8 protein-coding genes and 2 pseudogenes are annotated in these 7,387 nt (G+C 74.6%); 6 read left to right on the top strand and 4 right to left on the bottom strand.

Annotation, left to right across the window (positions count from 1 at the left end):
- Positions 1-123 precede the first annotated feature (123 nt).
- From ACWEVO_RS24350 to ACWEVO_RS24335, 4 genes are all read left to right on the top strand, one after another.
- The gene (locus ACWEVO_RS24350; RefSeq protein WP_452309830.1) at positions 124-1,047 is read left to right on the top strand and encodes a hypothetical protein; all 924 of its coding nucleotides are present in this window, start codon (positions 124-126) and stop codon (positions 1,045-1,047) included.
- The gene (locus tag ACWEVO_RS24345) at positions 1,044-1,520 is read left to right on the top strand and encodes a hypothetical protein (protein ID WP_452309829.1); all 477 of its coding nucleotides are present in this window, start codon (positions 1,044-1,046) and stop codon (positions 1,518-1,520) included. Before ACWEVO_RS24350 ends, ACWEVO_RS24345 begins: the two co-directional genes overlap by 4 nt.
- Positions 1,521-1,538: 18 nt before the next feature.
- Entirely contained in the window at positions 1,539-2,312 is a 774-nt protein-coding gene (locus ACWEVO_RS24340) for a hypothetical protein (RefSeq protein WP_452309828.1), read from the top strand.
- 65 nt (positions 2,313-2,377) lie between these two features.
- Positions 2,378-3,385, top strand: coding sequence for a LacI family DNA-binding transcriptional regulator (locus tag ACWEVO_RS24335; protein ID WP_452309827.1), 1,008 nt, complete (start codon positions 2,378-2,380; stop codon positions 3,383-3,385).
- Between the two features lie 50 nt (positions 3,386-3,435).
- On the opposite strand, the gene ACWEVO_RS24330 is transcribed toward ACWEVO_RS24335, so the two are convergent.
- Positions 3,436-4,071: a DedA family protein gene (locus ACWEVO_RS24330; RefSeq protein ID WP_452309826.1), complete on the bottom strand. Its 636-nt coding sequence runs from the start codon at positions 4,069-4,071 to the stop codon at positions 3,436-3,438.
- Between the two features lie 214 nt (positions 4,072-4,285).
- Here ACWEVO_RS24330 and ACWEVO_RS24325 point away from each other — a divergent pair, with 214 nt between their 5' ends.
- A complete protein-coding gene (locus tag ACWEVO_RS24325; RefSeq protein ID WP_452309825.1) occupies positions 4,286-4,705 on the top strand; it encodes an ATP-binding protein in 420 nt (139 codons plus the stop codon).
- Positions 4,706-4,767: 62 nt separating this feature from the next.
- Positions 4,768-5,484, top strand: coding sequence for an HD domain-containing protein (locus tag ACWEVO_RS24320; protein ID WP_452309824.1), 717 nt, complete (start codon positions 4,768-4,770; stop codon positions 5,482-5,484).
- A gap of 143 nt (positions 5,485-5,627) precedes the next feature.
- Here ACWEVO_RS24320 and ACWEVO_RS24315 read toward each other — a convergent pair whose 3' ends face one another.
- The 3 genes and pseudogenes from ACWEVO_RS24315 to ACWEVO_RS24305 form a co-directional block, all read right to left on the bottom strand.
- Positions 5,628-6,074, bottom strand: coding sequence for a barstar family protein (locus ACWEVO_RS24315; RefSeq protein ID WP_452309823.1), 447 nt, complete (start codon positions 6,072-6,074; stop codon positions 5,628-5,630).
- 62 nt (positions 6,075-6,136) lie between these two features.
- Positions 6,137-6,589, bottom strand: a pseudogene (locus ACWEVO_RS24310) (ribonuclease domain-containing protein).
- Between the two features lie 178 nt (positions 6,590-6,767).
- Positions 6,768-7,387: pseudogene (locus ACWEVO_RS24305) on the bottom strand (cellulose-binding protein); the annotation flags it as partial.

Below are 7,387 nucleotides of genomic sequence, written 5' to 3'. Positions count from 1 at the left end.
CCCCAGCGCCCGGCGGCGAGGCGGGCGCAGTCGCCGAGGGGGGCGGGGTCGGCGCCGTCCGGGCGGTCGGTCGGGCGCACGTTCCGTTCCCCGTACCCCGTGAGCAGCCGTAGAGGAGCCGTCATGACCACCGAATGGGCCGTCGTCGCCGCCGCCGAGCAGTTCACCCTCGACGCGCGCAACAGCGGCGAACTGACCTTCACCGTCTCCAACCCGGGCGCGGCGCCGGACACCGTGGTCTTCGACGTCGCGCCCGGCGAGGGCACCCAGCGGGGCTGGTTCACGGTCGCCGAGCCGCAGCGGGCGGTGCCCGGTCAGGGCTCGGTGTCCTTCCTGGTCCGCCTCACCGTGCCGCCGGGCACCCCGCCCCGGCGCTACGACATGACCGGGTTCGCGTACTCGGCGAACACCGCCCCCGAGGAGAGCTCCCGGTCCAGCGGGCGGGTGACGTACGACGTGAAGGCGGCCGTACCCCCGAAGCGCACGCCGTGGCCGTGGATCGCGGCCGCGGCGGTGCTGGTGCTGGTGGTGGCCGGGGTGGTGGTCTTCCTGGCCACCCGCGGCGGCGGCCCGCCACCGACGCCGCCGCAGGCGCAGGTGGTGACCGTGGAGGCGGAGAGCCTGGTGCCGGGGGCGACGGTCCAGTCCACCGGCGCGGTCCCGGCGCAGGTGCTGGAGCAGAAGAACTGCTGCCTGGTCACCTGGTCCGGCGACGCCCAGCTGTTCTTCCTGGGCCGCTCCGTCGGCGACCGGGTGACCGTCACCGTGGACCTGCCGGCGGACGGGACCTGGCGCTTCGCCACCGTGCGCACCACGTCGTTCGACTACGCCAACACCATCTTCCTGATCGACGGCCGGCAGGTCGGCGACACCTTCTTCGGCTTCACCCCGACGGTGGTGAAGACCGACTGGGTCGACGTCGGCACGGTGACCCTGACCAAGGGCGCGCACCAGGTGACCCTGGTGGCGGTGAGCAAGACGCAGGGCACCGACCGGTACTTCGCCGGGGTGGACCAGATGCGCTTCACCCAGGTCCTGCAACCGTGACCGGGCGGCAGAAGGTGCTGCTGGCGGCGCTGGCCGGGCTGCTGGTGGTGCTCTACCTGGTGGCGGTCGGCGGGGGCCGGCACGACCGGGGCGACCCGACCGCCCGGCCGGGCTGGCTCGGCCGGCTCGGCGCCGGCGGCACCGCCGTCGATCCCGCCCGGGTGGACGTCGACTGCCCGCCACCGGCCACCCCGCCCAGTCCGTCCCCGGAGGGCACGGTCGTCGGCTTCACCACCGGCTGCGTGTTGCGGGTGGCCGACCCGGGCGGCCTGCGCACCCTGGTGCTGCGCAGCCGGGCGGCCTTCGAGGTGACCGCCCCGGCGCCGCGCGGCGCGGAAGTCACCGTGCACGACGAGGTGACCCCGGGCGAGGACGGTACGGCGGTGGCGAAGGTGGCCGTCGACCGACCGACCGCCGTCACCCTGCGCTGCCCGGGAGGTGCCGGATGTGTGGTCACCGTCGCCCGGTCCTGACCGGCGGGGAGGTACGCCATGGGTGAGCTGCGCAAACCGTTCCTGCTGCTGGCCCTGCTGGCGGTGGTCCTGATGGTGGGGCTGGAGCTGGGCTCGACGCTGCTCACCGGCGGCGGGGACGCCGCGGGCGCGCTGCGGGACAGCGCCGGCCGGCTCGGTGTGGAACTGGGCGACGTGGGCGCGGTCAGCGAGCCCTCCGGCCGGGGCATCGGCCAGCTGGCGCTGATCGACGTCGTGGCGCTCTGGACCACCGGGCTGTTCAGTCTGAGCCTGGTGGTGCCGGACCGGATCCAGGGCCGGGTGCAGGGCGTGGCCACCCTGGTCTTCTCGATCGTGCTGCTGGTGGTGGCGTTCGTGCTGCTGATCGTCACCTTCGTCGAGCTCACCATCATGGTCTCGCTCTTCCTGGCGGCCCCGTTCGGCACACTGGCGTACCTGGCGGTGTGGGGGTTCTTCCCGGTCGGCGAGGCGTCCGCCCTGCTCGGCGTGGTGCTGCTGCTCAAACTGGTCTGGGGTGGCCTGCTGCTGCTCGCCCAACCGCGCTTCCTGCAGAACAAGGGTCTGGTGCTGCTGGCGCTGACCACGCTGCTCTGCACGGTGCTGCTGGAGTTCCTGCACCGGCTGGTGCCGGGGATCCTGGTCAGCATCACCGACGACATCGGCGCGCTGCTCTTCGCCGTGGTGGCGATCGTCTGGGCCCTGGTCCTGCTGATCGGCTCCATCCCCGCCATCGTCAAGGCGATCCGGACGACGGCCACCACCTCCCGCCCCACCGCCGCCACCCGGGGGTAGTGATCTCCGCCGATCGGGCGGTCCTGCGATAACCTCTGCCCGACCGGGTGGATGAGGGGGGCGGCATGGCGACGCTGGCCGATGTCGCCCGCCGGGCGGGCGTCTCCCCCGCGACGGCGTCGCGGGTCATCAACGGCAGCAGCAAGCCCGTCGCCGAGGCGCTGCGCGAACGCGTGCTCCGGGCCGTCGCCGAGCTGCGGTACGTCCCGAACGCGCACGCCCAGCTGCTGGCCCGGCCGCGGCGCAGCGTCGTCGGGGTGATCGTGCACGACGTCTCCGACCCGTACTTCGCCGAGGTCACCCGGGGGCTGCAACGGGTCGCCACCGAGCGGGGCCGGCTGGTCATCATCTGCAACAGCTACCGGGATCCGGTGCGCGAGCTGGAGTACGTCGACCTGCTGCGCGCCCAGCAGGTGGCCGCGATCGTGCTGGCCGGCTCCGGCTACCAGGACGACGGCGTGAACGCGCTGCTGGACGAGCGGCTCACCGCGTACGCGGCCACCGGCGGCCGGGTGGCGGTGATCGGCCGGCACCGGCACCGGGGCGACGCGGTGCTGCCGGCCAACGAGGACGGGGGCCGGCTGCTCGGGGCGGAGCTGCGCCGGCTCGGCCACCGCACGGTCGCCGTCGTCGCCGGCCCGGCCACGCTGACCACCACCGGCGACCGGCTCGCCGGCCTGCGCGCGGGACTGGGCGCGCCGCTGCCGCCGGAGCGGATCCGGTACGCCGACTTCACCCGCGACGGCGGGGCCCGGGCCACGGCGCAGCTGCTGGCGGCCGTACCGGGGCTGACCGCCGTGGTGGCGCTCAACGACGCCATGGCGGTGGGTGCGCTGGGCGTGCTGCGGGCCCGCGGGACACCCGTGCCGGCCCGGGTCTCCGTGGTCGGCTTCGACGACATGCCGATCGCCGCCGACGTCACCCCGGCGTTGACCACGATCCGGCTGCCCCTGGCGGAGCTGGGCGCCCGGGCGATGACCCTGGCCCTCGATCCGGCCGCCGACCTGGACCGGGTGGAGACCCTCCCGGCCGAACTGGTGCACCGGGAGAGCCTCGGACCCGCCCCGGCCTGACCGGCCCTGCGGTTGCCGCCTCGCGGACCTGCCTCGGCGGTGCGGCCGGCTCAGGGCCGTCCCGCCGACGCCTCCCGCTCCCGTCGGGCGGCCCGGCGGGAGCGGACCACCCGCACCAGCACCAGCAGCACCACCAGGGCCAGCACCGCCTCACCGCCCCAGCCCAGCCGCCGTTCCAGCAACCGGTACGACGCGCCGGCCAGGTAACCGAGCACGGCCACGGTCACCGCCCAGAGCGCCCCGCCGGCCACGTTCGCCGCGGTGAACTCCGCTCGCGGGATGCCGCTCATCCCGGCCAGGCCGGGCACCAGCGCGCGCAGCGCCGCCGCCCACCGGCCCAGCACCACCGCCACCGCGCCCCGGCGGCGCAGCAGGTCCAGGGCCCGGCGCACCTCCCCGGAGCGCACGAACCGGCGGGGCGTGCGCGCCAGCAGCCGGTGGCCGTACCGGCGGCCGACCAGGTACCCGACCTGGTCGCCGAGGGCCGCCCCGGCGATCGCGGCCACGATCACCGCCCAGAGCGGCAGCCGCCCCTCGTGGGCGAGCACCCCGCCGACCAGCACGGCCACCTCACCGGGCACCAGCAGCCCGAGGAAGGTCGACGCCTCCAGCGCCGGCAGCAGGAAGACCAGCGCCAGGACCAGGGCGGGCGGCAGCGCCACCAGCAGGTTCAGCAGCCGATCCATCCGCCGATTGTCACCCGCGCGCCGCCGGCCCGCCCGCCGTCCGGCGCGTTGCCGTCATCGGCACCGGTACGCGATGATCACGCGGAACGGGGACACCGCCGGGTCGGGGGAATGGACCCGGTCCCCACCGGGGACAATGGGGTGGGAACGGGGCGGTGACAGCGCGAGCGAGCGGCCAGACCCGGGGATGTGCGCGGGACAGGGGGCCGGAGACGTGGAGGGTGGGACAGCCGCCGGGACCGGTCAGGTCCTCACCATCGACCTGGCGGCCGACCCGGGGCAGCTCGCCCCGACCCGGGAGCGGCTGCGCGGCTGGCTGCACGAGCTGGGCGTGAGCGACTGGGACGTGGAGACGGTGCTGATCGCCAGCGGAGAGGCCTGCGCCAACGCCATCGAGCACGGCTACCGGTTCCTGCCCGCCGGGATCACCACGCTCCGCGCCGAACTGCGCGACGACCTGCTGGTGATCGAGGTACGCGACCACGGCGCCTGGCGGGAGGACGAGGGCGCGGACAGCACCGACCGGGGCCGCGGCCGGCTGATCATGGCCCGGGTGATGGACGAGGCGACCATCGTCGGCACCCCGGAGGGGACGACGGTACGCCTGGTGAAGCGACTCGCCCGCACCGGCTGACGAACCGTCAGGTGGCCGACGGCCCGACCCCGGCGCCAGTGAAGATCCGCTATAAGTGGACCATGGAGTTCCCCGCGTACCTCGCCACCATGCCGATGCACGCGATCACCGAGATCCACGGGGAACCGGGCCTGCTGGCCCGGTTCCGGCTGGAGATCGAGGCGTTCGACGAGACCGCCCGGAACCGGCTCACCGAGGCCCTCGACCTGGCCGCCGAGCTGCACCGGGACGACCGGCGGGTACGCGAGCCCTACCTCAACCACCTGCTGCGGGTGGCGATCCGGATGATGCACCACTACCAGGTGCGGGACGTGGACGTGATCGTCGCGGGGCTGCTGCACGACGCCGTGGAGGACCACCCGGCCGAACTGGCCGGCCCGCACGCCGTCGACCCGACGGCGGGGGCCCTCGCGGCGCTCGCCGGTCGGTTCGGCCCGCGGGTCGCCCGCCTGGTCGGCGCGGTCACCAACCCGGCGTACGACCCGGCGCGCGACCCGCACGTCCAGTACCGCGAGCACGTCGCGGCGAGCCTGGACCGGGAGCCGTGGGCCCGGGTGATCAAGGTGTCGGACTTCACCGACAACGGCGTCGGCGTGATCCACACGGTCGGGCCGAAGGTGGCCCGGTCGGCGGCCAAGTACCGGCCGCTGGTGCCGGTCTTCCGGGACCTGATCGCCCGGCCCGACACCCCGCTGTCCGCCCCGGTCAAGCGGCACATCTTCGCCCAGCTCGACCTCGCCGAGGAGCGCTTCAGCGCCATCCTCGATCAACCCAACTGACCCACCCGCCCCGCTCCCCCGCCGCCCCGCCGCGCCCGCGCCGCCCGCGCCGCGAAGATCGCACGGTGCGCGCTTGCCGCGCCTTTGCGTCCAGAGATCGCGCTAATTCTCGGAAAGAGTGGTCATTCTTCGGCGGGAGGCCACTATTTCCCTGGACGAGGCCGCTCGTCGAGCACGCTGGCGCCGACGTGGCCGCCCAGGGCGGCGGCGATCCGGCGCCGCAGCGCGGGCAGCCCGTCGCCCCGGTCGCACAGCACCACCCGCAGCGAGTGGTGCCCGCCGGCCGCGACGCCACCCAGCACGTCGAGCAGGGTGCCGAGCTGCGCGGGCGGCTCGTCGGCCAGGAGTTCCCCGGCGTCCCGGACGATCAGGGTCAGCGGGCCGGCGTCGAGCCGGTCGGCCAGCACGTCGGCGAGCGCGTCCCAGTTGCGGCCGAAGTGGTCGGGCAGGGCCAGGGCCGCGGCGAGCACGTCGAAGAGGCCGTCCCGGGTGCGGGCGTCCGCGCCGCCGACGGCGGTCCCGGCCGGGTCGACGCCGGTCGCGTCGTCGAAGGCCAGCCACGCCGGCAGGTACGGGTCCGCTGGGGTCATCCGGTCATCCTCTCCCGTCGGGCGGGGCCGGGCCGGCGCGCGGCCCGACCCCCAGAACCTTGTCAGAGCAGGTAGAAGTTGGCGTAGTGATCGGGCGAGAACCAGGTCGCTCCGGTGCTCTTGTTGACCACGATCCGGTACGCGTCCCGGGACGCACCGCAGGCGCGCGGGTAGACGTCTTACTCGTAGTAGGTGGCGTTGGTCGGGAGCTGGCCCTCGTAGTTGTAGAACCGGCCGCCCGCGAAGTTGCACAGGCCGCCGCTCCAGGAGTACCAGCCGCGGGTGGTCGGGAAGCCCTTGGCGGACCACCCCGAGCGCGCCGTGCGGGCGTCCGTGCAGCGGGTCATCGTGCAGGAGCTGTAGACGGCGGCGTGGGCCGGCTCGGCGAGCTTCGGCGACACCACCGAGGGGCCGACGAGCCCGGTGGCGACCATGGCCGTGAGCAGGGCGAAGGCGCCGAGGACACGGCGTACGCGGGCGCCGGCGGCGCGGAGCGGGGACGCGGGCGTGGTCATGGGTCCTCCCGATCTGGGCGACTAGATATTGATCAGCATCGCTTTACCGATCGGGCCCCAGTCTGGCGGTGATCCTTCCGAACGGACAAGCCCTCGGCGGAAACCGCGCGCCAATGCGGGATGAACCCTGGGTGAGCCACCCCGGGCGGGACGTGGCCGCCCCGCCCGGGGTGTCCGGTCAGCAGCCGATCCGGGTCGTGCCCAGCGCGACGTCGTCGAACCAGAGGGTGTCCGCGGCGCCGCCGTAGCTCTCCCAGCCGAGCTTGAGGTCGGTGAGTTGCGGACGCCAGGTGCGGTTGTACCACTGGCCGTCGACGTCATGGGTCGGTACGCCGTCGGCGGTCAGGCCGGTGATCGCGGCCCCGTCCAGCCAGGTCCGCAGTTGCCCGGTGCCGCCGTCGACCATGAACTCGAGGCAGGACCAGCGGCCCGTGGGCAGCGGCACGCTCAACGCCACGCCGGCCGGGCTCTGCTCGGGCAGCGTGGCGTCGTCGGACGCCCGGTTCCACTGCAGGGCCCCGTTCTGGCCGCCCATCCGCAGGTCCCGGTTGCCGTCCGCGGCGTCCGTCATGGCGAGCAGGGTCACGTGGTCGGCCGGCAGTGCGGTCGTGTGCCGTACCCAGAACCGGCCGTAGCGGACGGCCCCGAGCGCGCCGAGGTCCCGGTTGGCGCGGACGAAGACGTGGTTGCAGTAGCCCCCGGCGCCGTCGATGCGGACGGCCCTCGTGCCGCTGTGCGCGGTGGCGGTGTCCACGGCCGCGGCGCCGGTGCCCCCGCAGTCGGGGCGGACCACGGCCC

It is taken from the genome of Micromonospora sp. NPDC003776, assembly GCF_053605645.1.
Note: the sequence above shows the minus strand (reverse complement) of the source record. Positions and strands in the feature narration are given on the sequence as shown.